Source organism: Microbacterium sp. UNCCL10 (assembly GCF_000746195.1).
Classification (GTDB): Bacteria; Actinomycetota; Actinomycetes; order Actinomycetales; family Microbacteriaceae; genus Microbacterium; species Microbacterium saccharophilum.
This window is the reverse complement of the sequence record NZ_JQKT01000007.1, coordinates 975801-1002148: the sequence shown is the minus strand read 5'-3', so window position 1 is coordinate 1002148 and position 26348 is coordinate 975801. Positions and strand designations below refer to the sequence as shown.

The following is a 26348-nucleotide window of genomic DNA, read 5'->3' as shown; positions in this document are numbered from 1 at the left end:
CGGCCGATCGAGAGGAACGACGCGAGTGGGCGGGGTCTGCGATATCCCGGCGATCGCCGAGGTGTGCCAGACCGTCGGGTCGGGTGTCACATCGCTCGTTGCCGCGCCCTTCGATTGGCTCGCCCACACGCTCGCCGCAGCCGCCGCGTGGTTCTTCGAAGCGGTCTGGGCGGTGTTCGACACAACCACACTCGTCGACGTCACCGGTGACCAGTACACCCAGGTGTACAACCTGCTCTTCGGCGTCGCGCTGTTCATCATGCTCGTGTTCTTCTGCCTGCAACTGATCACCGGATTGGCGCATCGCGATCCAACCGCGCTCTCACGGGCTGCTGTGGGGCTCGGCAAGTCCGTGCTCGGCTCGTTCATCGCAATCGCCCTGACGGCGACGCTGCTGGAGATCACGGATCAGCTGGCCATCGGGATCGTCCAGGCAACAGGAAACACGATGGAGGGAATGGGCGACAGAATCGCCCTGATGGCCGCCGGGCTGGTCGCGATCAACATCGCAAGCCCCGGCGTCGGCGCGATCATGACGATCTTCCTCGCAGGACTCGCGATCGCAGCCACCGCGATTGTGTGGTTCTCTCTCCTCATCCGCAAAGCCCTGCTCCTGGTGGCGATCGTGTTCGCGCCGATCGCACTGGCCGGATTCTCCTGGGATGCTACCCGCGGCTGGTTCGGCAAGTGGGTGGCGTTCGTTGTGGCCCTCGTCTTCTCCAAGCTCGTGCTCGTCGTCCTCTTCCTCGTCGCGATCAACCAGACCGCGGCGCCGATCGACCTTGATCTCGCCTCCATCAGCGATCCCGTGGCCGGAGTCGTACTCATGCTCGTCGCAGCCTTCGCGCCATACATGACCTACAAGTTCATCTCGTTCGTCGGCGTCGATATGTACCACGCGATGTCGACCGAACAGGAGGCTAAGGGAGCGCTGAATCGGCCCGTCCCGGTGCCGGTTAGCCCCGCGACCGCGAAGTCTGCGAAGTCGATCCTCGACGGAGGCGGCACCTCGAGCGGGTCGGCGACCCCGGTGGCAACGAGCGCCGCCGGCAGCGCCACCGGATCGGGTGCCGGCGCGGGAGCGTCTGGGGCAGCAGCGTCAGGCGCAGGAACTTCAGGAGCTGCGGCGGCCGCCGGCCCGGCCGCCGCAGTCATCGTCGGCGGTCAGGTGGCTGGCAAGGCTGCCTCCGCCGGACCCAAGCTCGGCAACGCCACCGGATCAGCAGCCATGGGACATTCCGAAGGTGCCATTCCGGCAGACATGCCACCGGCACCGACAGCCTCCCCGGCTGCCGGGCAACCGATCCCACAGCCGCGCACACCGCCCCCGCCCCCGCGACCGATCCCCACTCCGCGCGAAAGGACGACAGCATGACAGCGAACAACCCACCGCGCGCGAACCAGTTGCACCCGGTTCAGTTCTCCCGTCTGTCCAAGCGAGGCGTGATGCTCGGCCTCTCCCTGGCACAGCTCGTGACGCTCGCCATCGGACTGATCGCGTTCACCAGCGCCGTGTACCTGGGCGGCGGCATCCTCTTCGGCCTCACCTCACCGATCTGGGTGACAAGCGTCGCTCTTGCCTTCGTCCCCGTGGGTGGTCGGAAGCTCATTGAATGGGTGCCGATCTCAACCCTCTGGGTGTGGCGAAGCGTCGGCGGCCAGCTGCGATTCCGCGCGGACTTGGCCAAGCCGCGCCCCGCGGGCACGCTCGCACTCCCTGGCGACGCCGCCGCGCTCCGAGAGTGGGTCGACCCCGAGACGGGCGCCGCCATGATCCAAGACCCTCACGCTCAGACCCTGACGGCGATCGCCGGCATCACGCATCCGGCTTTCGTTCTTCTCGACAGCGGCGAACAGGAGCGTCGGGTGGCCGGCTGGGGGCGAGTGCTCGCGACGGTCTGCCGGTCGGGCCGCATCGCGCGCGTGCAGATCTCCGAGCGCACGGTGCCCAGCTCCGGAAGCGGGCTCGCCGAATGGTGGGCCCGGCACGGCGTCGACGATGACTCCTGGCCCGCGGTCACCTACAAGGAGCTCATTGAGCGCGCCGGCCCAGCAGGCGAACGACACGAGACAACAGTCGCCCTCGCGCTCGACATGCGCGCGGCGGCCCGCCAGATCCGCGCCGCCGGGGGTGGCATGAAGGGGGCCGCGAGCGTACTGCGTCAGGAGATGACCACATTCGCGGCAGCACTGCGGGCAGCCGACCTCACGCCCACAGGGTGGCTGAGCCCAGGCGAGGTCGCGGTCGTGCTGCGCTCCGCATACGACCCCGCAGCCGCTCCCGCGCTCGAGAGACACGGAGACATCGGTCGATCTCTCGCAACGGCCGGCCCCATCGCAGTCTCCGAAACCTGGGACCGGCTGCGTACCGACTCGGCCCACCACGCGGTTCTCTGGATCTCGGAGTGGCCGCGGTCGCAGGTGTACCCCGGCTTCCTCTCCCCCTTGCTGCTGACCTCGGGCATACAACGCACATTCACTCTGACGTGCACGCCGGTCCGTGCCGACCTCGCCGCGCGGGACATCAGGAGAAAGAAAGTGGGGCTTCTCTCGGATGCCGCGCAGCGGGCGAAGGTCGGGCAGATCGAGGATGCCGCGCGCACCGCCGAGTACAACGACGTCGTGCAGCAAGAGTCAGACCTCACGGCTGGTCACGGCGTGCTGCGTTTCACCGGTCTCGTCGCCGTGTCGGCGCCGAGCGTCGACGCGCTGGATGCCGCAGTCGCGGCGATCGAGCAGGCCGCCGTGCAAGCTGCCTGCGAAACACGGAGGCTCGTGGGTCAGCAGGCGCAGGCGTTCACCGTCGCCGCGCTGCCCTTGTGCCGAACCGTATGACGCGCGGGGACACCTCGCGCACCTGACTGACGACTTCTGTTGCAAGGGACACGCAATGCCTACATTTCAGGATCCTGTCGTCGATGGCGAGGAAGCATGTCACGCTCTGCGCGCTCTCGCGCACGCCACGCGCACGTTCGATGACCCGGCACAGACGTACGAGGTGGTCGGGGACCTGCTGGGCGGCCTGAGATCGCTCGAACAGGTGCTCGATCAGCTCGCGTTCGCGCACACCAGCTCGGACCCGATCGCCCGAACTGACGACGGCGATCACTGGGCAGGGGTGGAGGAAGCCCATGCAGCCGCCCTCGCGCTGCGCCGTGCGTCGACCCTCGTCGCCCGGGCCGGCCTGGCCTTGGATCGGGCATCTCAGCACTCCGGCCGAATTGCATGGGGCTCCTCCGCCGCTGCCGCGCCGCCGGTCTCGGAATCGCTTGCGCCCCGCGTCAATCCGAACGACTCGTTTCAGCGGCCTGGCCCCTTCGCCTTCCAGGGGTCTGGCGCGAAAGTTCACCGCCGCAACGGGATGTCGCTGTGAACGCGCAAGGGGGTGAGCGCATACACACCACAACGCTCGTGGACCCGGCAGGCGAACGTAGGAAGGAGCGTCGTGCCCGACGAAAGGCATCCCAGCGTCTCAGTGCCGCCACTCGCGCTGCCACCACCGAATCCGACCGGGCCGAGGTCGAAGCGCAGCGCGCGGATCTACGCGCGACGTCCTACCTGCCTGCCGCCGGGGAGTCGCGGCCCGCGGCGCTCCGAACCCCCGGCCGCCTGCGGACACCGCGCCACCAGGACACCAGTGCGACGCTCGCCGGAGCCTACCCGTTCCTCGCCGAAGGCGGACTCGGCTCGCAAGGCGTCTTCGTCGGCCAGGACCTCTACTCGGGTGCGTCATTCGTCTATGACCCGTGGGTCTTGTACTCACGTGGGATGATCACCGCGCCGAACATCGTCCTGGCAGGGATCGTGGGCTCCGGTAAGTCATCGCTCGTGAAGAGCCTCTACACGCGCTCGATCCCCTTCGGCCGCCGCGTCTACGTACCCGGCGACCCGAAGGGCGAACACACTGCCGTCGCCGAAGCGGTCGGTGGGCAGGCAATCGTGCTCGGGCACGGCATGGCGAACCGACTCAATCCGCTCGACGAAGGGCATCGACCATCCGGCGTCTCTGACGAGAGCTGGGCTGGTCAGGTCGCCTCTCGTCGCCGCGACCTCATCGGCGCCCTGACCGAAACGGTGCTCGAACGACCACTGAGCCCACTGGAGCACACTGCGATCGACCTCGCTCTCGCGGACACTGTCCGCACATGTGAGACCCCGATCCTGCCGATGGTCGTGGAACGCATCCTCTCCCCGGACGCATCTCAGCAATCCGACCGCCGCGTCGTCGAGGACGGCAGGGTCGTCGGGCACGCACTCCGTCGGCTCGTCGCCGGAGATCTCGCCGGACTGTTCGACGGTCCCAGCACCGTCACCTTCGACCCGACTCTGCCGATGATCTCGCTCGACCTGTCGCGCGTTGCCGAGAACACGACGCTCGTCTCGGTCCTCATGACGTGCTCATCCGCCTGGATGGAGTCCGCCCTCCTGGACCCTCACGGTGGGCAGCGCTGGGTCATCTACGACGAAGCCTGGCGCCTCATGTCGCATCCCGCCCTCCTGCGACGCATGGATGCGCAGTGGCGGCTCGCGCGCCACTACGGAATCGCGAACCTGCTCGTCTTCCACAAGCTCTCCGACCTGGACAACGTCGGCGACCAGGGCTCCGCCATGCGCGCGATCGCATCGTCGCTCCTCGCCAACGCGGAGACCCGAATTATCTACCGTCAGGAATCCGACCAGCTCGGAGCGACGGCGACCGCGCTGGGCCTCACCAGCACCGAGCAGAGCCTGTTGCCCGGCCTGGCCACAGGCCAAGGCCTCTGGAGGATCAAAGACCGCAGTTTCGTGGTCCAGCACCAGCTACACCCCGCGGAGCTCGAAGCATTCGACACGACGAGCCGGATGACGGAGGGCGTGAAATGACGACAGCGCACGCATTACGACGATCCACCGACGCGATCCGCGTGCCGGCGGTACTTCCCGTGATCACCATGACGATCTCGGCGGACGGCACGATGACCGTCGCCGTCGATGGGACGCCGTTGGAACCACCTCGGTTCGGGGCACCCTGGGCCCGCGCGTCCTTTGCGGAAGTCATAGACACGGTCCTGCTCGCTCGCGGGTCGCCGGTGCGGGTCGTCGTCCACGAGGCAGACGGCACGGTCTTCACCGACCTCATCACCCGGCCGCTGCAGGGCTCGGTCGCCCCGAGTGCGCCACCGCAGGTCCGGGACGGAGGATCGGGCGCTCCGGCGGAGCCACTGGCCGCACCTGCAGCACTCATCGATGCGACACCCTGGATCGAGCCGCCTCGCGTTGTCTACGGCGAAGAAGGCTTCCTCCCGGGCGAAGAGGTAGCCCTAGCGATCATCGTGCGTCACGTCAAAGCGTCGGCAGACGGGTCCGCTCGCGCATTGCTGGAACCGGGGCTCTGCCGCGTGACCGCCGAGGGCGAGATCGTCCTCGTGGGGAGAATCTCCGGCACGTGTGTTTTCGGGATCGTCACATGACGGGTCCCCACGGTGTCGGTGTCTCCGGTCCCGACGGGCTGACCAACGTCGCGTTGCTCGCTCTGGGCGGGGCCGTTGCGATCGCCGGGATCCTGCGAGTGGGCGGAAATCTCGCCGCCTTCCTATCGGGAGCGGCGCAACCGACAGGGGGCCTGGCAGCGGGACTCGGTGTCTTCGGCTCCCCCACTGACCCGGGGGCGCCACTCGGATCTCCTGGGCTAAACGCCGGGGCGTACTGGGCCGTCGTCGTGGCATTCGTGGCGCTTCTCAGCGTTTCGGGATGGTGGGTATGGCGCGCCATCCGGAACCACACTCATCGCGCCAGGTCCGACCCGAACCGGATTGCTGGGATCGCGACTTCGGCCGACGTGCGACGCGCCGCCTCCGATCACGCGCTGCTGAAGCGCGCTGCTCACCTTCGCGCGTCCGTCGACGAGCCGAGATCCGAGGACGTCGGCTACCTGGTGGGCGTGGCACGAGGAACGAAGGTGTGGACGTCGGTCGAGGATTCGATCCTCGTGATCGGCCCTCCACGGTCAGGGAAGGGCGCCCACATCGTCATCAACGCGATCCTCGATGCACCTGGCGCCGTCGTCACGACCTCCACCAGGCCGGACAACCTCACGGCCACCATTCGCTCGCGTATGAGACGTGGGCCCGTCGCCGTGTTCGATCCGCAGCGTCTTGCTCCGGGAGTACCGGCAGGATTGCGGTGGTCGCCGGTACGCGGCTGCGAGCTCCCACTCACCGCGATGATTCGCGCCGCGGGACTCGCAGCCGGTACAGGCCTGTCGAGCGTTGGGGTGGAAAACGGCGGCTTCTGGGAAGGCAAGACCCGTACAGCCCTTCAGGCGTTGCTGCACGCCGCAGCGCTCGACAGCCGCTCACCCGGTGAGCTCTTTCGCTGGACGCTCGACCCGGCCGCGGCGAAGGATGCCGTCGCGATCCTCACATCCAACCCTGCCGCCGCGACGGGATGGGCCGAGTCGCTTGAAGCGATGATCGACGCCGACCCCCGCACGCGCGATTCGATCTGGCAGGGCGTCTCCCTGGCGTTGGCGGCGCTGGCTGACCCTCGTGTTCTCGATGCAGTCAGCCCGAGCGAGGACGAGCAGTTCGATCCGGAGACCTTTCTCCGACGTAACGGCACCCTGTACCTCCTCGCGACGGGTGCCGGTGCCGGCGCTTCCTCCTCACTCGTCGCCGCACTGGTCGAAGACCTCGTCGAGACAGCAAGGCGGGTTGCCGCGAGATCCCCAGGCGCCCGCCTCGACCCGCCGCTGCTTCTCGCGCTGGATGAGATTGGCAATCTTGCCCCGCTGCCGTCACTGCCTGTCTTGATGGCCGAAGGTGGGGGCACCGGCATCACCACGATGCCGGTGCTTCAGTCACTCGCGCAGGCCCGTCAGCGGTGGGGCGACAACGCAGCCACGGCGATATGGGACGCGAGCATCGCCAAGATCGTGCTCGGCGGCGCCTCAGGGTCTCGAGACCTCCAAGACATCGCCATCCTGATTGGCGACCGCGACGAGACTACCGACTCGATCACTATCGGTGAACGCGGCATGCGCTCCAACCAGCGATCAACGCGCCGTGTTCCGATCATGCCGCCCGACGTGATTCGCACGATGCCGTACGGCACGGCGCTCCTACTGCTGAGGTCGGCGCCACCAATCGTCACGCGCATGCGCGAATGGACTGCCCGACCCGATGCCGCCGACCTCCGTGCCGATCGGGCTCGAGTCGAGGAACAACTGCGGCGGGGATAGGCGACGCACCTATCAGGTGATGGCCGACCTGCGGCCCTTTGGTAGGAGCATCCGATGACTATCCACACCCAGCAATCTCTCTCCGGGTTCATCGCGTCGCAGCCTCAACTCGCATTCAACGCGAAAGGCGAAGCCCGCTTCTGGGTGCGCGTCGGGCAGGAGCACTTCGAACGTAACGAAGACGGAACCTTCATTCAGACCGAAACCACCTACCACGACCTAGTCATGTTCCGACGCAACGCGGAACGGGCATACGCGATGTTCAACAAGGGCGACGTGTTCATCGCCGAGGGCTACACGCACACTTCGACGCGAGAAGGCGACGGCGAAACGGTCGAGACCGAGGAGTTCGTCGCGAAGCGCCTCGGCCATGACTCCGCGCGCACGAACTACATCCTGCAACGCCGCCGCAACGCACTTCCATCTGTGGCGGCATCCGCCCCGTCGACGGCAAAGCCGGCGGTCCGCCCCGTGGCCATCTGAGCGCCTGATGACCGCCGACGAGCCCCTGCACTTTCTCGGGTACCAGTTCGAGCCCCCACCGCCGGACGGCCCCGACGGTGAGGCGGATGGCCTGCCGAGCGTGCCCCACCCAGTGAACTGGAACGTGCTCACCTCGGACCGAGCGGCATTCGAGTGGGTCGAGCTCGACAGGTGGGTCAACTGGCTGCGACGTAACTACGGGCTCGGCCCGTCGATCATCCCGCCGCTGTGGCATCGCCACTCCGAACTGGTCTGGGAACTCTCCGCCCTACACCTGCACTGGCTATGCGCCTACGACGAAGAACAGCATGGCTCCGCTCCCCTCGGCTGGCACCAGGACTTCGCCGAGGCCCGCGAACGCCTGCACGACTGGGTCACGGCCTGCGGCTCGCGCCTCGACCGCGACAGAACTACACGTCAGACGGCTTGGCCCGGGGAGGAACCGGCGACGTCGGTCGAAGAGGTCACGATCATCGATCGGGCAGCTGACTTCCGCGGGTTCGTCGTCGAAGACGTCGCGCGAAGGCGGGCAATCGAGGACGCGTTCATCGCGGCAGCGGCCGACGCTTCCGAGTAGTTCGTCAAGTCTTCCCGGAGCATCGAGATCCATCGTCCTCCAGACCTCCGATGTGACCTGATGCTGCCAATGGCGCCACGTCAACGATGTACGTGCGGGCTAGCGAACTGCTGGCGTGACCGACGCCGACGCGGGGTATTCGTCCCTCGCCACCCCACGACGCCCAAATCCTCGCAAGCTCGACACGGCGCAGACGAAGGCGGTGTTCGCTGGTCGCGTGACAACGCGCGGCGGCGGTCGAGGGTCGAAGCGCGATCATGACGTTCGTCAAGCTGTACTTTGTCGTCATACAGATCCCATGTGCCATCTCAACGCGAACGCCAGCGCGCCGATCGCGAGCAGTACAAGGATGACGTTTCCGCCACCGACGCCATCCTCGGGCTGGGGCCGCGTGTACGTTCTCGCTGCGGTTCATTGCTTCCCGGGGCGTCGTACGCGCCAGTGCAGACGGCGTTCGACTCGGGGCGTTCTCGCTGCGCCAGTACTCCTCAAGGACTCACTTATGCGCTCGTCGTCGGCCGAGTCAACCTTCAGCTGCTGGTTCCAGTTGGACATCACGCTCGGCGTATCCAGACCCTCATAGTGGCAAAGAACGACATAGGACGAGGGCAAGTGGCTTTTGAGTGCCGCGAGGTCATCGCCCGCGACCTCGTCGGGGTCATATATTGTCCACACGGCGCTGTGCTCCATGGAGTGGCCCGCGTTCTCATTCGGCACCGGGTTGGTCATAGACGCCGCAGATCAGCCAGACAGCATTGTGCGGCCCGCCTGCCGGAGGGCTCAGCCCAAACCGGAGTAGGCGTGGAGTCCTTTGAAAAACATGTTGACAATGGTGAAGTTGAACAGCACCGCGACGAACCCGATGATGGACAGCCACGCGGAGCGGCTGCCACGCCATCCCCTTGTCGCGCGGGCGTGGATGTAGCCGGCGTAGAGCACCCAGATCACGAACGTCCACACTTCCTTGGTGTCAAAGCCCCAGTAGCGGCCCCAGGAGTCGTTCGCCCAGATCGAGCCAGCGATCAGAGTGAATGTCCAGAACACGAATCCCACGATCGCGAACCGGTAGGCGAGTGATTCGAGCGCGTCGGCGGGGGGCAGAGTGCGCAGGAACCCGGGGCCGGAGCGGCGGGCGGTTTCCGAGGATGCCTGGGCGCGGCGTTCACGGCGTGTTTGCATCAGCTGGGTGATGGAGAGGCCACACGCGATCGCGAACAGGGCGGTGGCGAGCGAGGCGACGAAGACGTGGATGACCAGCCACACGCTCTTGAGCGGATCCATCAGCGGGACGACGTCGACATAGAACGTGATCGTCGCCCCGCCAAGGAGCAGCACCACCATGCCGATCAGGAACGTCCCCAAGAACCGGAGGTCGACGCGGCGGAGCACCGCCAGGTACACCGCGACAATCAGGACGGTGCCGGTCAGCGCGAACTCGTACATGTTCGCCCACGGCACCCGTTCCGCGGCGATCCCGCGCAGGATGGTGCCGGCCAGGTGGAATAGGAACGCGAGGACCGTCACCGACGTCCCTATCCGCGCCCAGAGCAGTCGTTGCCGCTGGGCGGGCGGCGTGGGCATACCGGCGACCGGGTCAGCTTGAGTGGTCTTCGTTTGCGAGCTGTCGGCTGTGCCCGCGCCGACCAGGAGCGGCTCTCGCTGCGGGATGTTAGCGGGGACGGAGCGTTGGGCGAGGTCCACGGCGTACGCGATGAATGCGAGCAGGTAGGTGGCGATCGCCGTCCATACCAGCAGCAGTGAGATGCCGTCGAGGGAGAGCGCGTCGGGTCCGGTCATGACAGGGTGGTCCTCTTCATCGTTGCGTACAAGGGATGGGGCAAAGCGTGGCGACGCTGCGGATACGGGGACATGGGTCAGCCTGCGTCCGCTTGCAGCCACGCCAGCGAGTCGACGGCGGTTCCGTCGGGATACACCTCGAAGTGCACGTCCCAGGACGGATAGGCGGCCGCGAACGCAGCCGGCACCAGTGGGCCGCCATCATCGTGGCGACCAGGCCGGCCGTCCCCGCCGCCCAGCAGGGTGCGTCGGCGGAGACCCGGCCGGAGCACTCGGATCTCTGCGAGTGTAGGGGCGCCCCGCAGTCCTCGGCCCTCCGCACACCTTCCCCAGGGGCCTCGCTGGGGATCACCTGCGATGCGGTCATGGGCGCCTCCCTTGGCCGGTCGGATCCGTGTCGCCCGCCCGTGTGTGAGCGCGGTGGGAGAATCCGGCCGCCGCGAGAGCGGTACCGGAGGCGAGGACGAGGAATCCGGTTAGCCAGGGGCCGAGCACGGTCGACGGGGTGAGGCCGGTGCGCAGCGGGACGGTGCTGATCGACGCACCGGCGGTATCGACGCCGATGCTGTCGATGGTGGTGCCGTCGGGGGCGATCACCTGACTGGTGCCCACCGTCGAGACGTTGACGACGGCGCGGCCCGTTTCGATGGCGCGCATGCGGGCGAACGCGAGTTGCTGGAGGTTCTCGTCGGTGCCACGGAAGTCGGCGTTGTTGGTCTGAAACACGAACATTTGCGCACCCTGCTGGGCGCCGTCCCAGATGACGGTGTCGTAGATCACGTCGAAGCAGATCGCCAACCCGACACCGACGTCTCCGACCTGCACGAGCGGGGGGTTGGTGCCGGGGGTGTATTCGCGTTGGATCAGACCGACCAGGTCAGGGACGATCAGTTCGTAGAACCACCGGTCGGGCACGTATTCCCCGAACGGGACCGGGTTGACCTTGTCATGCCACTGCCGGTCCGCGGGATCTGCGGTCCACAGCAGAGACGTGTTGAAGATCCTGTCGCCGCGGGTAGTGGCGGCGTTCATCAACAACGGTGCTCCCGCTGCCTTCACGACACGGTCCAGCGCCGCAGCGGCGGCGGGGTCGCTGAGCGGGTCGGCGTCGACGCCGCCTTCCGGCCAGGCCAGCAGATCCATCGGCTGCCCGTACAGAGGGCGCGTCGCGGTGGTCTGAGCGGCGAGGATGTCGCCGGGCGCCTTTACGTCGAAGTACCCGGTCGGGCCGTTGCCCTGCACCCATCCGACCCGGAATGCCCCGGCCTCGGTCGTGGGGAACTGCGGCATCACAGCCAGGAGAACCATGACGACGCCGACGGGGAGCAGGCCGCGGGCGAATCGGAACCCGCCCGCACGCAGCCACTGCACCACGGCGGCGCATACCATCACGATCAGGAACGACAAGCCGGTCACGCCCGTCCACGACGCGACTTCGACGAACGGCCCGCCGACCTGCGTCATCCCGATCCGCGCCCACGGGAAGCCGGAGTATGGCCACGCTCCCATCACCACCTCGCGTACCGCCCACAGCCCCCCGACCAGTAGCGGCACCGCGAGCAGCTGCACGGCGCCGCGTGGCCGGTGACGTGCGGTCCACCGGTAGGCGAGGGCGATCGGCACCGCGCCAACGCCGAACAAGATCGCTTCCAGCCCGGCGAGGGCAAGCCACGGCACCGGGCCGAGGAACTCCCCCACCCATACCAAGTGGGCGGTGTAGAACACGGTCCCGAAGACGGTGCCGACCAGCAGTGCACCGCCGATGCTGCGGCCGATCAGGCTCAGCAGGGCGGCCGTGACGCTCACGAAAGTCAGTGGCCACCACCCGACCGGCGCGGACGCCACATCCAGGAAGAACCCGGCAGCGGCGGCCGCAGCTACCGCCGCCCAGAGCGGCATCGACCATGACGGCGCAAGCTGTGGCGTCCCGCGCTCCGGCGCAGCAGCCGGGGCAGGAGGGGGCAGGGTCGTGGGCATCGGTCAGGTGTCTTTCTGGTGCAGTCGGGTCAGGTAGTCGTTGTATGCGTCGAGTTCGGGGTCACCGTGAGCGTCGGCGCGGCGGTCGGCGGCGACGGCCTGGGCGGTGTCCTCGCGGAACCAGCGGTGCATCACGTAGATGAGCATCAGCAGGGTGGGAGCTTCGCCGTAGGACCAGGCCAGGCCACCGGCGAGGCGTTGGTCTTCGATCGGGTCCATTCCCAGCGCGCTCGTCGGCCCGGCGAACCCTTGCACGAGGATGCTGGTGGCCATCATCAGGAACACGCCGAAGAACGCGTGCAGGGCGGCTTCGGCGAACACATCCAGAGCGCGTCCACCGTGGCTCATCCGCACCGGGAGGGGGTCTGAGGACAGAATCGGGATCGTGAAGAGCATCCCGGCAACCAGGAACCCGACCTCGAGGAGAGTGTGGCCCGTGACGGTGGCAAGGATCGGGTCGGCGAAGTCCGCCAGGTAGAGGCCGTAGAACGCGGCCAGGTACAACGGGACCGCCAGCCACGGGCTGAGCAGCCACCGGGCGGTCCGGCTGCGCAGCCCCGCATGTGCCGCGCGGAGTATCAGGAGGCCGGCGCCGTGGTGGGGGGTGGCGCGGAGCAACAGCGTGCCGGGAGAGCCGAGAACCAGCAGCGGAGGGATTGCCATCATCAGGGTGAGCTGCTGGAACATGAACACCGAGAACAGCGCGTACCCGTACCCCTCGACTCCGAGCCCGGTGACCGCGGCGAGGACGATGCAGCCAAGCAGGAAGCTGACCGTGCGCCACACCGGCCACCGACGCCCCAGCGACCACAGCCGCACCGCGCCGGCCAGGTAGCCGACCGCGAGCACGCCGGCCACGAGCGGCAGCAGAGGCAACGGCAACGGCACAGGGCTGAGGAAGCCGAGCAGTGTCGGCCCAGCTCCGGGGATCCAGTCGTTCACGGTGTCATCTCGGTTGAGTGTTAGAAGTCGAAGAGTTCGCCGAGGAACCCCTCCCGGCGGCGTTTCCCTCCTCGGACGTCCCTGGAATCGTCTCTGCCTCGGGAGGAGTCACCACGGCCGTGGTGGGAGTCGCGTGATGGTGGTGCGGGGTATTCCGGTGCGCGGGAGTCGGAGGTGCGGTCGATGATCTTGTCCAGTTCGCCGCGGTCCAGCCAGACGCCACGGCATTGCGGGCAGTAGTCAATCTCGACACCGGAACGCTCGGTCACCACGAGCAGGGCATCGTCAATGGGACATTTCATCGGTCTTCTCCTTCGGGAGGGATGTGGCTTGTGGTGTCGGTCAACGCGGCGGCATGAGTGTCCGCAATGTCGCGGACGGCTTTGTGGAGGGTCGGGTCCTCGCCGCGCGCGAGGCCGGCGTACTCGACGCGGACGCCCGCAGGGGTGGCGTGGGCTTTGATCCACACGCGGCGGCGGGGGACGAACATCCCGGCAATCAGTCCCAATGTGGCGAGGGTGGCGAAGGCGAGCACCCAGGTACCGGAGGGGTCATTTTGGATCTGCAGCGACGCGAACCGTTTCACCGGTTCACCGACCACCGCGGTGTCGTCCTCCCAGGTGATCGTCCCCCACCCATTGGGAAGGTCAGCGGTCGCGCCGGGGGTGAGCTCGAGCGACTCGGCGCCGGTGTCGGCGCCGGTGTGCTGGGTGAGCCCGTCGACATCGAGGGTGTAGACGGACCGGGGGGTGCCGTCATCGATCCCGAGGTCACCGCTGAACACGTTGAGAGTGAGCACCGGGTTAATCGCATCCGGGTACACCGATGTGTACGCGCCGGAAGGCAGCACGCCTTGGGTGGGGTAGAAGAATCCGACCAGGCCGAGCTGCTCAGGCATCCCGTCCGGGACCTTGATGACTCCCAAGGAGGTCATGAATGAGTCCTGCGGCAGGAACGGCTGCGATTCGCTGTACACAACTTGCCCCTCCGGGTTCCGGATGGTGAGGGTGGGCGCGTACCCGTTTCCGAGCAGGTAGATCCGGTCACCTTCGACGGTGATCGGATAGTTGACGATGACGCTCTCGCTGCGGTCGTCCTGCCCGGGTTGGCGGATAGTCACGTTGGCGGAGAAGTCCCCTGCTTGCCCCGCGCCGGGGGTACCGGGCAGCTGATAGGTGACCTCGAACTCGTCGAGGGTCATCGAGTACGGGGCGAGGCCGGTTCCGTCGATGAATCGGCCCGGGTTGAAGGAGGAGTAGTCGCTGAGGGCGTTGACGAACGTGGTGCCCTCCACCACGACCCGCTGTCCGGTGTATGCGAACCCGCCGCCGATGCCGACGGAGACCAGCACCCCGATCAAAGCGATGTGGAAGACGAGGTTCCCGGTTTCTCGCAGGTAGCCGCGCTCCGCCGAGACGGATGCCCATCCGCGGCCGTCGTACCTGTGCACCCGGTAGCCAGCGCGGCGCAGTTGTCGCTCCGCGAGCTCAACGGCCTCTTCCGCCGCGTTCTGGGCCGCCGCCCCTGCGGATACGGTGACCTCCCGGTAGTCGGGGAGGCGGGAGAGGCGGGCGGGGGTGCGGGGCGGCTGGGACCGGAGGGCTTTGTAGTGGTGCTTTGCGCGGGGTATCACGCAGCCGATGAGGGAGGTGAACAGCAGCAGGTAGATCGCGGAGAACCAGGGCGACTGGTACACGTCGAACAACCCGATCGCGTCCGCGACGGGGAACACGTCCGGGTTATCTCGTTCCCATTGGATGACGCCGTTGGGGTCGGCGGTGCGCTGTGGGAACAGCGACCCCGGTACGGCGGCGATCGCAAGGAACAGCAGCAGCACCAGGGCGGTACGCATACTGGTCAGCTGCCGCCACGCCCACCTCGCCCAGCCCACGATGCCGAGCGCCGGGGAGGTCACGTCCGCGGCATTGTCACCGTCGTCGCTGTCGGCGTGGTCGCGGGGTCGGAGCGGATCGACCGCCTTGTTCGTCGTGTCGGTCTCAGAGCGGGAGGGGGACATTGATCACCACCTGTTGCAGTGCCGACATCAGCGCCGTCCACAGTCCGGTGACCATCAGCAGCCCGAGGAGGATGAGCATCACTCCGCCAATGATGTTCAGAGCGCGGATGTGGCGGCGCAGGAATGTCACGGACCGGGATGCCCATCCCCAGCCGGCAGCGAGGATCAGGAACGGTATCCCCAGGCCGAGAGAGTATGCCAGGCCGAGCAGGCCGGCGCGAGCCGGGTCGCCCAGGTTCCACGACATGGAGATGATCGCCGCGAGGGTCGGGCCGATGCACGGCGTCCAGCCGACACCGAGCGCGAAGCCGAGCAACGGCGCGCCGATCAACCCCGCGCGTCCTCGGGTGCGGGGGCGGAGGGTGCGTTGGGCGAGCCCGAACAGTCCGAGGAACACCAGCCCGAGAACGATGATGACAACCCCAAACACCCGGGTGAGGACGTTCGCGTACTGCAGCAGCAGGAATCCGAAGGCGCCGCCGAGGATGGTGACGGCCACGAAGACGACGGTGAACCCAGCGATGAACAGCGCCACCCCGAGCAACAGCCGTGCACGCTCCGTCCGCACCGCGACCCCTGACCCGGTTCCGACTGTTCGGATGTCGGTGGTGGTGCTGCCGAGGTAGCCAAGGTAGCCGGGCACGAGCGGCAGCACGCACGGGGAGAGAAACGACACCAGCCCGGCGAGCACCGCGACCGGGACAGCCACCCAGAGGGCGCCGTCGACGATCGCCGTCCCCGGGTTCACGGGGTGTCTTCCGCGAGGGTGTCGGCGACGAGGGTGGAGAGGATGGATGCGGTGGCCAGCTGTCCGATGATCCGGGCCGCGACTCTCCCGTCGCGGTCGATGACGAGGGTGGTGGGGGTGGCTTGGATGGGGGTGAGCTGTGCGAATGCGAGTTTGACTTGACCGTCGTTCACGTCGATCACGCTCGGGTAGGTGATGTTGTTGTCGCGGGCGAAAGAGAGCGCGGTGGCGGGCTGGTCGTAGGTGTTCACTCCGAGGAACGCGACACCCTGGTCCTGGTAGTCCTGCCACACCTCTTCCAGGAGCGGCGCTTCCACGATGCACGGACCACATGCGGCGTACCAGAAGTTCACCACCAGCACCCCGCCCCGGTAGTCGTCGCTGGTCACCGTGTCACCGGTCTCGGTCACCCCCTCGAACACGACCGGATCACCCCGCTCCGCTTGCGGGATCTCCACGACCTGGAAATCGCCGGAGATGTAGCCCTTCTCGTTGCCGTCGCGGTACTGCTGCGCGAGCGAATCATCCGCCGCGCACCCGGTGAGGAACGTCGCGGCGAGGAGCAGGGCGACAGCCCTCCGGGTCCCGCATCTGCGGATGGTCATGGGCGGCGCACTTTGATCAGCGCACCGGCGACGAGGAACACCACGGCTGCGGCCGGTTGCGCGGCCGTCCAGACGGGCCCTGCGAACGGGAACGGGAACACCGGATTCCAGATCACCACGATCACCGCGAACACGGGCACCCACCACCACTGTCGCGCCTGCACCGCGAACCACGCCACGATCACGCCCAGGATGGCGGTCAGGAACAGCACCGCCAAAAACCAGTCGTTGCCGATGAGCGCGGGGGCAACGAACAGGGCGGCCGCGGCCAGCAGGCTCGGCGCGAACGCATTGCGCTGGTAGGTCGAGGGGGTTCGTTGTTTCGCCGTCATCGTCCCGCCTCCACGGTGGTACCCGAGGCCGTGGGATCATCCGTTGCCGTTGTGTGAGTGCGGCGGTGACGGATCCAGAGACTTCCGGCCAGGACGACCACGCCGGCGCCGAGGGCAACGTCGGCGAGGTTGCCGATGAACCAGTTGCCGTAGGCGAGGAAGTCGGTGACATGGCCGCGGCCGAACGCCGGCGGGGCGAAAAGCCGGTCGATGAGGTTGCCGATCGCGCCGCCCAGGATCAGCCCGATTCCCAACGCCGAGCCGGTGGTGCGGGCGCGAGTGGCGGCGACGATGAGCACGGCGGTCGCGGCCACCCCCAGCAGGGTGAGCAGCCACGTCGCCCCGGACCCGAGGGACAGGAGCGCTCCCGGGTTGAAAGCCAGCTGCAGGCCGAGCAGTTCACCCAGCAGCGGGATCCGCTCATCCTCACTGAGCGTGGATAACGCGGCCGCCTTGCTGGCCCGATCGATCAGCACCACAACTGCTGCTGCGATGCAGGCGAGAGCGAACCTGCGTGCTTGGTCAGGACTCATCCGTCGAGTCCTTCCCCGCGGTCGTGTCCCGGGCGGCTCGCGCGGCGTCGGCACGGTCGCGGCGTCGCCGTTCCCTGCCGACCATCAACACAACGATGAGGGAGCCGCCGAGGATGATCGCTCCCCCGATGGCAGCGAGGATCGGGAAGGCGTCGCCGCCGCCGGAGGTCTCGCCGCCGTACCCGTTGTCAGCGGACGTTTCGGTCGCGGCCGCGGACGGTACGGGAGTTTGCGGAGCCGTGCTCGGTGTGGCGGTGGGGCTGCTCGCGGCGGTGTCGCCGGGTGCGACGGTGTAGGTGTATTCGCCGCTGATCGGGTGACCATCGCTGGAGACGACTTTCCACCGGACCGTGAACATGCCTGCCGGCGGGTTCGGGGTGAGGTGCTGCGTGATGGAGGTGCCATCCTCTGACGGGGCATCGGTGGCAATGTTCTGCCCATCCGGGGCGATCACCTCGACGGCCGCGGACTGCATTCCCGCAATGAGTTCACCACTGAAGGACAGGGTGATCTCTGCCGGTGAATCGGAGACTGTGGAGTCCGCTGCCGGATAGGAGGAGACCAGTTCGTCGTGTGCTTGGGCGGGGGTCGCCACCGCCAGGGTTAGTCCCGCTCCGAGGAGGAGGGTGGCCAGGGTGGTGATGAGTGAGCGGCGGGGGCTAGGCATGGGTGGTGTGTTCTCCGGGGTGGGATTGCGGTTCGATCTGGAACGTGGCGTGCTCGATGCTCACCGGGAAGTGGTCGGCGACACATTCCTGGAGCTCTCGCAGGAGCCGGGCGGACTGTTGCGAGGTGAGGGTGTCGTCGACGACGACGTGTGCGGTCAGAGTGGGGAGGTCCGTGGAAACTTGGGAGGCGTGCAGGTCGTGCACGGCGACCACCTGCGGGAGATCGAGGATGTGTCGGCGTACCTCCGCCAGGTCAAGGCCGGGAGGGGTGGATTCGAGCAGGACACTGCCGGAGGCGCGGAGCAGGATGAAGGTGCGCGGGATGATCAACAGAGCGATCAGGATGCCGGCGACCGCGTCTGCCTGGTACCAGCCGAGGGTGGCGATCAGGATGGCGCTGACGATGACGCCGACGGAGCCGAGTGCGTCATTGAAGACCTCGAGGAACGCGGCGCGCATGTTCAGGTTGCGTGTGCGACCGCTCATCAGCACCAGCAGGGACGCGATGTTCGCGACCAGGCCGACGATCCCGAAGAACAACAGGCTGCCCGGCGCGATCTCGGGCGGCTCGAACAGTCGCCTTACGCCCTCAACCAGCGCGAAGATCCCCACACCGAGGAGCAGGGCGGCCTGGGCGAGAGCGGCGAGCACTTCCGCACGCCGCAGCCCGAACGTGTACCGGTCAGACGGGGGCCGGTTCATCAGATGCGCGGCGGTGACCGCCATGGCGAGCCCGATCAGGTCGGTCAGCATGTGCACGGCGTCCACGAGCAGCGCGAGGCTGCCGGTGATGACTGCGCCGATGACTTCGATCACGAACACCGATGCGGTGATCGAGAACGCGATCAGCAACCTGTTCCGGGGGGTGGCTTCGCCCGTGTCGTGGCTGTGTCCAGCGCCCATGTTGGTCCCTCTCTTACGGCCGGTTGATGATGTGGTGTGCGATCGCTGTCGCGTCCGCGGAGACCCCGGCGATGGTGTCGACGCCGCGGCGGCTGTACTGCGGGAATCCCGCGACAAACAGCCCCGGAACGGGTGTCGTTGTGCGCCGCGGCCCACGGATGCGTGCCTCATCGGGGAGCCAGTCGTCTCCGGGGAGGTAGCCGGTCGCGAAGATCACCGAACCCGGTGATGCCGTCGTCCCGTCCGCGAAGGTCACCGCACCGCCCCGCGCGTCCGCTACCGCGGGGACGGCTCGCACCCCGGCCTGTTGCAGCCGTTCGTAACTGTCGCCGAACACCGGCTCGGGACGAAGATCCCCGCCGAACAACGGCCGCCGACCGCCGGCGGCCAACGGGTAGCTCGCCAACGACCGGTGCGAGCGGCGGGTACGCACCGCCATGGTCACCGTGTGGGAAGCGGCAAGTTCCCGTGCGATTTGCAGACCGCTGTTACCACCGCCGATGACAAGCACATCCCCGGTGGGAATCTGACGAGGATACTGGTAGCTGCTGCTGTGGATCGCGACACCGGGGACCGTCAACGCGCTGGCCCACTCGGGAAGTCGGGGGTGGGCTGCAGCGCCCGTGGCGCAAACGATGTTGCGGGTCTGCACCTCACCCGCGGTGGTGGACAGGTGCAGCGTAGATCCGTCGCCACGTCGCTCGGCCCCGGTGACGCGGACACCCCAGGCTGTCTCCACGCCGATGCTGGCCTTAACCACCTTGAGGTAGTCGACCATTTCATCCACCCTGGGGTGCGATCGTTGATCCCCGGGATACCGGCGAGTCGGGAGGGCGCTGTGTCGGGCGTCGCTAAGCAGTACCATCGAGTGCCATCGCGATGACCAGCTGCGATGTCCAGGCGCCGCTGCGTCGATCACGACGAAATCCTGCTGCGGCCGCAGCCCTTCCGCGCTGAGCGCCGCAGCGACAGCAAGGCCCGACTGGCCGGCGCCAACGATGATCGCGCGGCGGCGCGCAAGACTGGTAGGCATCACTCGGCCGTGCTCAATGCTTGTGTGATGGCGTCCTCGAGGTCGTTCCACTGCTGCAGCTCCAGCGGTTCCCCCTCCACGAAGAACGTCGGGGTGCTGGAAACACCAAGCGCCTGACCCTCGTTGAGGTCCATCTCCACCCGGGCCAGCGTCTCCGGGTCCGCGATCGCCGCGTCGTAGGCAGCCATGTCCAGCCCGAGCTCCTCCGCGAATCCGCGGAACAAATCAGCGCGGGATTCTTGCGACTCGCCCCATTCGGCCTGTGTCTCGAACAGCCGGTGATACATGTCCTCGAAGCGGTCCTGCCCGGCAGCGGCCTCCGCAGCCAAGGCCGCGTTGGTGGAGTTGGTGTGACCGGGGAGCGGGAAGTAGCGGACGACATAGGTGATCTGCCCCGCGAACTTCTCTCGAATGTCTTCGACGATCGGGTAGAACGCTCCGCACGCCTCACACTCGAAGTCGAGGAACTCCACCACCGTGACCGCACCTTCACCCCCGTCGTCCAACACATGTGAGTTCGGTCGCACCACCGATGCCCGCTCCCCCTCCCCGCCCGGGGAAGGCGTCGAGCGTTGATTGACCAGGACATAGATGACCGCCGCCAGAATCAAGGCGACGACAACAGCGACAGTGATCAACGTCACTTTCACGGGGGTTTTCATTGGGCACTCCGAACGGTCACGACACATGGGCATGAGAGAGATCTCCCCGGCGGGCGCGCCGGAGAAGGGCGCCACCACAGACGGTGGCGTGCCAGGTGTCAGGTTCGGGAAATGCTCAACTGTGCCAGCGTGAACGCGGCCGCGCGGGGCGGTGCAGGCACGGGCAATAGCGCTCTCAGTAGCGGCGACAGTCCTCGCTCGGGTTGCGGTCGCCGGGTGCGATGGACCCACCGGGTCACCACAACCACCAGCAGCCCGCACAACACCCCGAGCGCACACATCGCGACGCCGAACAGCGTGGGGTTCGTCGTGCCGTGGTCGATCACCGGTGTACCAGCGGCGATGTGCGCGTCTCCATGCACCGTGACGGACGATGCGGTCGGTGCGACCGCATCGGGCTCGGTGTGGGTCGCCATCCATGCCCCGACGACAAGCAGTAGCGCGAGAGCCACGCTCGTAATGATCCTCGTTATCAATAGACGCTCACTCAGAATCACAGCATCCTGTGTCCGAGTGGCCGAGATCATCCCGAGTAGCCTACCTTGCGCGAATCACCCGGGTGCGGTGCCCAGAATCAGGCAGCCGTCAGCGCGGGTTCTGGTGCGACTGTGGAGGACATGCTGCGGGCAAGGGCGGGGCGGCGGGCCGCGCGGACACCGTTGGCGATGACGATCAACTCGGCGATCTCGTGAACCAGGACCACCCCGGCCAGTCCCAGCACCCCGAACAAGGCGAGGGGAAACAGGACGATGATGATCGCCAAAGCGAGGGCTATGTTGGCGGTCATGATCCGTCGGTGCCCAGCTGCTCGAACGCCTCACCCGACTTGATGACGACACCGAACTTGGATGCGGCACCGATGGCGCTGATCACCGTCACCGGGACAGCGATCGCCAGAGCGCAGGGGGACGCGGCGACTAGAACTACCTACAACTCTGGGTTCACTCCTAACGACACTTAAGCCGCAACCGCCGGGCTTGAAAGCCCGCCAGCCCTCCGATGAGAAGGCAGACGACAGCGATCGGGACCGCGACCTTCCACCAGACGTTGCCGGTGAGGAGATTCGCCAGCAGCACTATCAAGCACAACCCGTTGAACGAGAAGGCGTAGAGAACGAATTGAGTGGAGGTCCAGCGTTCGTGTTTGGCAGGACGTTTGATAGCAGACGGCACGACAATCCATTCACCAGAGAGGAAGATCCGAGAGTTCAAGCATGGACTACGGCGCTAGTCGACAGGTACGCGAACTCCGAGACCGCCGGCACCTGTCGTGTCCACGAGGAGTTCGTCGACGTTCGGGAGGTGTTCGCGGACGCTGCGAGCGGCCTGGGCACTGACCTGGTCGAGTCGTTCTCGTGAGGCCCTGGAATCCACGGTGAGGACTGCGTCGCCTTCGAGGCGGTCCCCGTTCCAGCGAAGCCGGATGCGGTCTACGCGGTCGATGCCGTCGACGTCCGCGAGGGCGTGCGCGACTCTGTCGACGAGCTCGGGCTCGACACCGTCGAGTGGGCGGCGCCCGACGCTGCGGATGGTGCCGATGAGGAGGATGAAGATCGCGGCGGAGATGATCAGGCCGACGATCGGGTTGGCGAGGCGGAAGCCGAAGAGGACGCCGATTCCGCCGGCGACAACTGCAAGTGAAGTGAATCCGTCGGTTCGGGCGTGAATGCCGTCGGCGACGAGCGCTGCGGAGCCGATGCGTTGGCCGACGCGGATGCGGTAGATTGCGACGATTTCGTGCCTGCGGCGATGACCCAGCCGATGTTGGCGAGGGGTTGCGGGTGGAGGATTCGGTCGATGGATTGCCAGGCGGCGACGACGGCGGAGAGGGCGACGACGAAGACGAAGACGAAGACGATGAACAGTCCGGCGAGGTCTTCGGCGCGACCGAGACCGTATGTGAATCGGCGTGACGCGGCTCGTCGTCCGAGGATGAACGCGGCCCAGAGAGGTACGGCGGCGAGAGCGTCGGAGAAGTTGTGGACGGTGTCGGCGAGGAGGGCCACGGAGCCGCTGAAAGCGACAACGATCGCTTGCAGGACGGTCGTGGCGAGCAGGATGAGCAGACTGATCTTGAGCGCCCTTATGCCCGACTTGTTCGCTTCCAACGCGTCATCGATCGAGTCCGCTGCGTCGTGGGAGTGCGGGACGAAGAGCCCGTGAAGGAACCCCTTCACTCCGGTGGGCTGACCGCGATCGCGCAACTCCCCGATACGTGATCCGCTCAGTTTGTCTCGATTCACTGTTCTCCCACTGGGACACGAACGCCACCGAGGAGAGCAGTGAACTCAACGTCACCACGCACGTCCAAGGCCGCCGGGGGGCTGGTGGACCGATAGTCCTCACAGTTGGGAATCATCGCGACAGTCGGAGTCATCGACACGATTCGTCATGCAGCGTCGAGCCCAGGGGTACCCAGCATCTCAACGCCGTCCACGGTTGCTAGTTCACTCCAATCGAGATTGACTAAAGCGTGATGCGAGGGTCCTGCTTTGCTAGATCCGCCGTCAGCCACCGGAACGTCGCGAAGGACGTCGCCGGCGAGACCGCGCTCCTTCGGAGGTATCCGGTGCTCGCCACCTCGAGTGCACGCCGACGCGGCTCGGTGTACACATCGAGCGGGAGAAGACCTGCGCGGAAGCGCTGTCGCGAGATCTCGGCGACCCTCGCCCGCAACTCGACCTCATGATCGGTGAAGTACTCCTCGGCGATCGCAAGGATCTCGCGCACAACGCGCCGGTTCTCGGAACGCTCCTGCAACGCGTGCACCAAGTCGGGAGGAGTCGGCTCATCCTGATCTCTGATTCGGGCGATGTCCTCACCGCCCCGCTTCTGCGAGAAGAAGGCGTCGGCCGCTGCATCGTTGTGACGTCGCTCCGGGGTTAGTACCCGGTGAAGCCGACGCTCGGGCAACCCGGCGCGTGCGCGGCGACGCTGCAGGCGCCGTGCTTCGTTCTCCCGCTCGCGATACGTCGCGCGTTGGTCAGGAGTGGGCGACGACGCAGGGGCGCGGCCGACACCACGGGCACGGTCGACCGCGCGGCGTCGCGCCTCGTTCGCCTTCTCCGGGTCAGCAGCCTCACGTGCCCGCTGGCGCTCAGCGATCGCGGCGCGATTGCGGTAGTAGTAGTCGCGCTGCGCCTGCTTGTACGTCTCCGGGTGCTTCTGCTTGTATCGCGCGCGCGCCTGCTGGCGTTCCTCCGGGTGTTCCTTGGCCCAGGCCTTCGCGCGATCGATCCCCTTCTGACGCCGCGCCTTCTCCTCCCGCTCGCGTTGAGCACGATCACGTTCGCGTTCCCGGTTCTTGCGGCGGATGTCCTCGCGGTTCCGCGCGCGGTACTCGGCGTAGTACGTCGGGTGGGCCTCGTTCCATGCTTTCCGCTGTGCGGCCAGGCGCGCAGCACGCTCGTCATCGCTCGGCTGGGCGTCACTCATATCGGATCCACCATGAGCACGCCGTCGAGCTCAGCGAGCGTCGTGAACAGCTCCTCGCGCGTCGCGGTGGGGTCGATGATCGCTCGCGCGAAGAGCGCGCCCATTCGTTCCCGCTCAACGTCGGACACGTCACCGAGCCGCGCGAGACACCAATCGATATCTTCGGCGAGGCTGTAGCTCGGATCATCTACCTCGATACCGGGGTAATACAGGAACGCGAGCACAGCCACGTGCTCCAGGACGGCGTCAGCACGCTCACGATCGGTCATGGCAGGAAGGTGCGCATCCCGCGCCCAACAGCTCGCACGGCGATGTCTATTGGTCGGTCTATTTGCATGCGTGTTCGGCCGGAGGAGGGTGCGCCATGGCCGAACCGCACCGATGGCACCAGCTGCTCGTAGCGCAGGAAGGTCCCGCTGGCACGTGGACCTTGGTGGACGGGTTCGACTGCGTGTACGCCACGATTGAGCTCCGTCGAGTGAACGCCGCTGAAGTTCGCTACCGTGTCAGCTTCCGGGGTGAGGCCATCGGCTGGTCCTCGACCCTCCGCCTCGCATGCGAACGGGTCCACGGCGAGTTCTTGCGGAACCACGACCCCAACGGCGGGCCGATCGCGAGTTGGGCATGAACGATTGAGGCCAACTGATCGAATAGTTACTAGGCCGCTTCGATGTCTTCGCTGTCGAGGAAGTCGAGCGCCGGATCATCGACCGCTCCGTCATCGGTCGAGAGCAGCGAGGTGTCAGGATTCACGCGTCGCAGGGTCCGTTCGAGGATTCCTGCTGGCCCCCGATCCACGCTGCGATCGGGCTCGATGTAGTGCCCCTCTGTGATGGCGGTCGATCCGTGGCCAAGGAACGTGGCGGCAGCGTCGGCGCTCGCCCCGCGCGCGATGACAGTTGCACCAGTCCGCCGATACCAGCGAAGGGTGATCCCCTCCCCCGCGAGATCTGCCAGCTCGAGGAACGCTCGGAACGTGCGTCGCACATTGAACGGGCTCAGTGGCTTACCCGCACGATTGGCGAAGACGGTCCGTTGTGAGTCGGTGGCCGGGATGCCGGCGATCCGTGCTCGAAGGACGTCCGCAGCGAAGTCGGGGACCGCGATCCGGCGGATGGAGTGCTCGGTTTTCGGGTGGTCTTGACGGACGGCGCCGCTGCCTGTGCGCAACACGACCGTCCCCTTCACCGAGATCGTCATCCCGCCGGGACCGTCCTCGACATCGCACACCCGGAGGGCGAGACACTCACCGATACGCAGCGCGGTTCCGAGGAGCACTTCGATGATGTCGCGAACCTGACCGTCGGGCTTGGGTCCCTTCACTTCGCGTCCGGTCCGCCAGCGACTCGCGGCGTCGCGAATTGCGGTGATCTGGTCGAGGCTCAGCGCCTGCGGCTCGCCCTTCGGCCGGCGCAACGGACTCGTCCCCTGAACAGGGTTCCGAAGGATGGCATCGTGTCGAAGGGCGAACCCGAACAGCAGGTTGAGCATCGTTCGGGAATGCTTCGCGCGAGAGTACGACACCGCGCGCTCGGAGCGGAGAAACCACTCGACGCGCCCCGTCGTGATCTCGCCCAGAGTGAAGTGCTCGAACTGCGGCAGCACGTGGAGGCGCAGATCGTCGCGGTAGTTCTCCTTTGTCCCATCGGAGAGCTTCTGCAGATCGAGGTCCTCGAGCCAGAGGTCGGCGAGATCCCGGAACGAGCTGGTGAGGTCGAGCAATCCCCCGGTGCCGAAACCCGGCCGCTCGAGCAGACGCTGCTTCAACCTCGCCCGAGCTGCCGAGTCTGTGCGGGCCGCGCCCGTCACTCTGCGCAGGCGCCCGTCGGCGTCGCGAATGCGCGCCAAAGCCACGTACGACGATCCGCGCCTGGTCACGCTAATGGTTCCGTACGAGCCGATCAGGGTGCGTGGCCGCCCGCCGTTCACGACGCACCACCGGCGTGACGCTGCCCGTCGGCCAGTTCCATGCGCTTGACCCACGCATCGATCTCGCTCTCACGGAACCTCAGCTGCGTGCCGATACGGAAGCCGCGCGGTCCGCGACCCTTGCTCCGCAGGTCGTAAATCGTCTGCACGGAAACTTTCAGCTGCGCGGCGAGCTCAGCCAACGACACGTAGTTCCCGTGTCCCGACTCTGAGGTGCCAACGCCGTCCATATAGCGAAGGTGCGCGGGCGGTGCCGCGTACCTTCCAGATACTTCGAGAAGGTCCGAGAGCGCACTGCGGCGACCCGGCGAAGTGTCCAGTAAACGACTACCCAACATTCAAGCTCCCTGATCAGGGAGTGAAGATTCAGTGCTTTACCGGGAGTTTTGGTGGACCTGAGGGGACTCGAACCCCTGACCCCCTGCATGCCATGCAGGTGCGCTACCAGCTGCGCCACAGGCCCTCCGTCGCCGCTCGCGGCAACCCCAC

The 26348-nt window shown here is 66.8% G+C and carries 28 protein-coding genes, 1 tRNA gene and 2 pseudogenes; 8 read left to right on the top strand and 23 right to left on the bottom strand.

What is annotated here, in order from left to right; all coding sequences use genetic code 11:
- The first annotated feature begins 25 nt into the window (after positions 1–25).
- From BR85_RS05075 to BR85_RS05040, 8 genes are read left to right on the top strand one after another with little or no spacing between them, the layout of a single operon-like run.
- The gene (locus BR85_RS05075; protein ID WP_028495550.1) at positions 26–1375 is read left to right on the top strand and encodes a conjugal transfer protein TrbL; all 1350 of its coding nucleotides are present in this window, start codon (positions 26–28) and stop codon (positions 1373–1375) included.
- Positions 1372–2835 (top strand): SCO6880 family protein, encoded by a 1464-nt coding sequence (locus BR85_RS05070; RefSeq protein ID WP_028495549.1) that lies wholly within the window; start codon positions 1372–1374, stop codon positions 2833–2835. The genes BR85_RS05075 and BR85_RS05070 overlap by 4 nt, the downstream gene beginning before the upstream one ends.
- 55 nt (positions 2836–2890) lie before the next feature.
- Positions 2891–3373, top strand: a complete 483-nt coding sequence (locus BR85_RS15515; RefSeq protein ID WP_051526154.1) for a hypothetical protein — start codon at positions 2891–2893, stop codon at positions 3371–3373.
- Between the two features lie 20 nt (positions 3374–3393).
- On the top strand, positions 3394–4863 hold the full coding sequence (locus BR85_RS05060; RefSeq protein ID WP_424960588.1) for an ATP-binding protein: 1470 nt from the start codon (positions 3394–3396) through the stop codon (positions 4861–4863).
- The gene (locus tag BR85_RS05055) at positions 4860–5450 is read left to right on the top strand and encodes a hypothetical protein (RefSeq protein WP_051526153.1); all 591 of its coding nucleotides are present in this window, start codon (positions 4860–4862) and stop codon (positions 5448–5450) included. Before BR85_RS05060 ends, BR85_RS05055 begins: the two co-directional genes overlap by 4 nt.
- Entirely contained in the window at positions 5447–7219 is a 1773-nt protein-coding gene (locus BR85_RS05050; protein ID WP_028495546.1) for a type IV secretory system conjugative DNA transfer family protein, read from the top strand. The genes BR85_RS05055 and BR85_RS05050 overlap by 4 nt, the downstream gene beginning before the upstream one ends.
- Before the next feature lie 54 nt (positions 7220–7273).
- Positions 7274–7702 (top strand): single-stranded DNA-binding protein, encoded by a 429-nt coding sequence (locus tag BR85_RS05045; RefSeq protein WP_028495545.1) that lies wholly within the window; start codon positions 7274–7276, stop codon positions 7700–7702.
- Between the two features lie 7 nt (positions 7703–7709).
- Positions 7710–8279: a hypothetical protein gene (locus BR85_RS05040; RefSeq protein ID WP_051526152.1), complete on the top strand. Its 570-nt coding sequence runs from the start codon at positions 7710–7712 to the stop codon at positions 8277–8279.
- A 411-nt stretch (positions 8280–8690) separates the two neighbouring features.
- On the opposite strand, the gene BR85_RS15625 is transcribed toward BR85_RS05040, so the two are convergent.
- From BR85_RS15625 to BR85_RS04935, 23 genes and pseudogenes are all read right to left on the bottom strand, one after another.
- Positions 8691–8969 (bottom strand): DUF3105 domain-containing protein, encoded by a 279-nt coding sequence (locus tag BR85_RS15625; protein ID WP_231478612.1) that lies wholly within the window; start codon positions 8967–8969, stop codon positions 8691–8693.
- 90 nt (positions 8970–9059) lie between these two features.
- Positions 9060–10076, bottom strand: a complete 1017-nt coding sequence (gene ccsB / locus BR85_RS05035; RefSeq protein ID WP_028495544.1) for a c-type cytochrome biogenesis protein CcsB — start codon at positions 10074–10076, stop codon at positions 9060–9062.
- Between the two features lie 363 nt (positions 10077–10439).
- Positions 10440–11975: an apolipoprotein N-acyltransferase gene (gene lnt / locus BR85_RS05030; RefSeq protein WP_036272255.1), complete on the bottom strand. Its 1536-nt coding sequence runs from the start codon at positions 11973–11975 to the stop codon at positions 10440–10442.
- Positions 11976–12056: 81 nt separating this feature from the next.
- Positions 12057–12995 (bottom strand): cytochrome c oxidase assembly protein, encoded by a 939-nt coding sequence (locus BR85_RS05025; protein ID WP_036272253.1) that lies wholly within the window; start codon positions 12993–12995, stop codon positions 12057–12059.
- Between the two features lie 20 nt (positions 12996–13015).
- Positions 13016–13297 carry a TFIIB-type zinc ribbon-containing protein gene (locus BR85_RS15150; protein ID WP_081782668.1) on the bottom strand — a complete coding sequence of 94 codons (282 nt, stop codon included), beginning with the start codon at positions 13295–13297 and terminating at the stop codon, positions 13016–13018.
- A complete protein-coding gene (gene resB / locus BR85_RS05020) occupies positions 13294–15012 on the bottom strand; it encodes a cytochrome c biogenesis protein ResB (protein ID WP_036272251.1) in 1719 nt (572 codons plus the stop codon). Before resB ends, BR85_RS15150 begins: the two co-directional genes overlap by 4 nt.
- Positions 14993–15760: a cytochrome c biogenesis CcdA family protein gene (locus BR85_RS05015; RefSeq protein ID WP_028495541.1), complete on the bottom strand. Its 768-nt coding sequence runs from the start codon at positions 15758–15760 to the stop codon at positions 14993–14995. The genes resB and BR85_RS05015 overlap by 20 nt, the downstream gene beginning before the upstream one ends.
- Positions 15757–16365, bottom strand: a complete 609-nt coding sequence (locus tag BR85_RS05010; protein ID WP_036272249.1) for a TlpA family protein disulfide reductase — start codon at positions 16363–16365, stop codon at positions 15757–15759. The genes BR85_RS05015 and BR85_RS05010 overlap by 4 nt, the downstream gene beginning before the upstream one ends.
- On the bottom strand, positions 16362–16697 hold the full coding sequence (locus tag BR85_RS05005) for a DUF6804 family protein (protein WP_028495539.1): 336 nt from the start codon (positions 16695–16697) through the stop codon (positions 16362–16364). Before BR85_RS05005 ends, BR85_RS05010 begins: the two co-directional genes overlap by 4 nt.
- Complete coding sequence (locus BR85_RS05000) at positions 16694–17176, bottom strand: signal peptidase II (RefSeq protein WP_231478566.1); 483 nt, start codon at positions 17174–17176, stop codon at positions 16694–16696. The genes BR85_RS05005 and BR85_RS05000 overlap by 4 nt, the downstream gene beginning before the upstream one ends.
- A 43-nt stretch (positions 17177–17219) precedes the next feature.
- Positions 17220–17825: a copper resistance CopC family protein gene (locus tag BR85_RS04995; protein ID WP_166657792.1), complete on the bottom strand. Its 606-nt coding sequence runs from the start codon at positions 17823–17825 to the stop codon at positions 17220–17222.
- A gap of 64 nt (positions 17826–17889) precedes the next feature.
- Positions 17890–18801, bottom strand: a complete 912-nt coding sequence (locus BR85_RS04990; RefSeq protein ID WP_028495537.1) for a cation diffusion facilitator family transporter — start codon at positions 18799–18801, stop codon at positions 17890–17892.
- 13 nt (positions 18802–18814) lie between these two features.
- Complete coding sequence (locus BR85_RS04985) at positions 18815–19834, bottom strand: flavin-containing monooxygenase (RefSeq protein WP_028495536.1); 1020 nt, start codon at positions 19832–19834, stop codon at positions 18815–18817.
- Positions 19834–20496: a DsbA family protein gene (locus tag BR85_RS04980; protein ID WP_028495535.1), complete on the bottom strand. Its 663-nt coding sequence runs from the start codon at positions 20494–20496 to the stop codon at positions 19834–19836. Before BR85_RS04980 ends, BR85_RS04985 begins: the two co-directional genes overlap by 1 nt.
- A gap of 98 nt (positions 20497–20594) precedes the next feature.
- Positions 20595–21023 carry a hypothetical protein gene (locus BR85_RS04975; protein ID WP_028495534.1) on the bottom strand — a complete coding sequence of 143 codons (429 nt, stop codon included), beginning with the start codon at positions 21021–21023 and terminating at the stop codon, positions 20595–20597.
- A 47-nt stretch (positions 21024–21070) separates the two neighbouring features.
- Positions 21071–21292 (bottom strand): annotated as a pseudogene (locus BR85_RS04970) (heavy metal translocating P-type ATPase); the annotation flags it as partial.
- Positions 21293–21722: 430 nt separating this feature from the next.
- The gene (locus tag BR85_RS15845; RefSeq protein WP_331280845.1) at positions 21723–22193 is read right to left on the bottom strand and encodes a cation diffusion facilitator family transporter; all 471 of its coding nucleotides are present in this window, start codon (positions 22191–22193) and stop codon (positions 21723–21725) included.
- A 98-nt stretch (positions 22194–22291) separates the two neighbouring features.
- Positions 22292–22672 (bottom strand): annotated as a pseudogene (locus tag BR85_RS15840) (cation transporter); the annotation flags it as partial.
- A gap of 289 nt (positions 22673–22961) precedes the next feature.
- Positions 22962–23930, bottom strand: coding sequence for a hypothetical protein (locus BR85_RS04960; RefSeq protein ID WP_028495532.1), 969 nt, complete (start codon positions 23928–23930; stop codon positions 22962–22964).
- Positions 23927–24199, bottom strand: a complete 273-nt coding sequence (locus BR85_RS04955) for a hypothetical protein (protein WP_028495531.1) — start codon at positions 24197–24199, stop codon at positions 23927–23929. Before BR85_RS04955 ends, BR85_RS04960 begins: the two co-directional genes overlap by 4 nt.
- 388 nt (positions 24200–24587) lie before the next feature.
- Positions 24588–25784 carry a tyrosine-type recombinase/integrase gene (locus BR85_RS04945; RefSeq protein ID WP_166657791.1) on the bottom strand — a complete coding sequence of 399 codons (1197 nt, stop codon included), beginning with the start codon at positions 25782–25784 and terminating at the stop codon, positions 24588–24590.
- A gap of 71 nt (positions 25785–25855) precedes the next feature.
- Complete coding sequence (locus tag BR85_RS04940) at positions 25856–26047, bottom strand: helix-turn-helix transcriptional regulator (RefSeq protein ID WP_197018586.1); 192 nt, start codon at positions 26045–26047, stop codon at positions 25856–25858.
- Between the two features lie 199 nt (positions 26048–26246).
- Positions 26247–26322: transfer RNA gene (locus BR85_RS04935), tRNA-Ala, on the bottom strand.
- Between the last annotated feature and the right edge of the window lie 26 nt (positions 26323–26348).